The sequence below is a fragment of the Peribacillus sp. P4_D6 genome (assembly GCF_056401795.1).
This window is the reverse complement of sequence record NZ_JBFUIQ010000349.1, coordinates 1-1,076: the sequence shown is the minus strand read 5'-3', so window position 1 is coordinate 1,076 and position 1,076 is coordinate 1. Positions and strand designations below refer to the sequence as shown.

At 37.7% G+C, this 1,076-nt stretch carries 1 protein-coding gene; it reads right to left on the bottom strand.

Annotated elements, in window-relative coordinates; translation table 11 throughout:
* A partial coding sequence (locus AC1DVB_RS27465) for a histidine kinase N-terminal 7TM domain-containing diguanylate cyclase (RefSeq protein ID WP_477591996.1) occupies positions 1-1,062 on the bottom strand: 1,062 nt, incomplete at its 3' end.
* Positions 1,063-1,076 lie beyond the last annotated feature (14 nt).

The window sequence follows — 1,076 nt, the reverse complement described above, 5'->3', positions numbered from 1 at the left end:
TGATGCATGAGTCACACCGAAACTGCAGGTAACGGAAATCTTCTCTCCATTAACCTCTGCAATACTTTCAGAAACCTTTACCCTTATAACATCGGCTAACTCATATGCAGTGGATAAAGCGGTATTCGGCAAACACACGATAAATTCTTCACCACCATAGCGCCCCAATAGATCTCCTTCCCGAATATATTCTTTTGCTGTATTTGCAACAAGCATTATGACGGCATCCCCTGCTTCATGTCCAAAATTATCATTAACATTTTTAAAATGATCGATATCAAACATGATGACTGAAACACTGCCGCCTTTCCTGCTTAGAGCATCGAATAAAATTTCTGATTTTTTGATGAAAAATGTTCTATTCAATATTTGGGTTAATCCGTCCAAGCTGGCAAGTTGTTTCAACTTTTCCAGCATGAGCACTCTTTCAGTTACGTCGGCGAAGGTAATGATCTGTCCGATAGGCAGGTTGCTTTTGTTGAACACGGGTGAAAAACCAATATGGTAATGTACCATATCACCATTTATGCTGCATGTAAAATCACTGTCTTGCTTAAGATTGATTATTTCCCTAAGATGATGATTCCCATTTAGCACACTTGTAATCGTTTTACCTATAGTATGTTCATCCAACAAAGGTATGACTTTGCGCATTCCTTGGTTATAATCAACAATCAAACCCTGTTGAGTTAAAACGATGACACCATCTTTCATACTTTCAAAAACAGTTTCCCTGGCGATCGGTGCTACATTGAACATTTGAAAAGTCAATAGTGCCGCACCATGAAAGATAAACGTGATACTCATGGATACAGGACCAAGATCGATACCATATGAGCTTAATCCGTTTATATAATAGTAATTTGCTATTATAGGAATAAGCAGACCTGCCACCATCATTGATATTTGCATCCTGAATCTGAATGAAGAATTTTTCAACTGCCTTAGCAATATTATTATACTTATCATCACACATAAAAAAAGAAACAGGGAGTGAACGTAAAACCAAGGGCCGCCCACCAGTTTAATTATTGGAAAAGGACTATCGCCTCTCAATCGCATTGATTTGTAATATA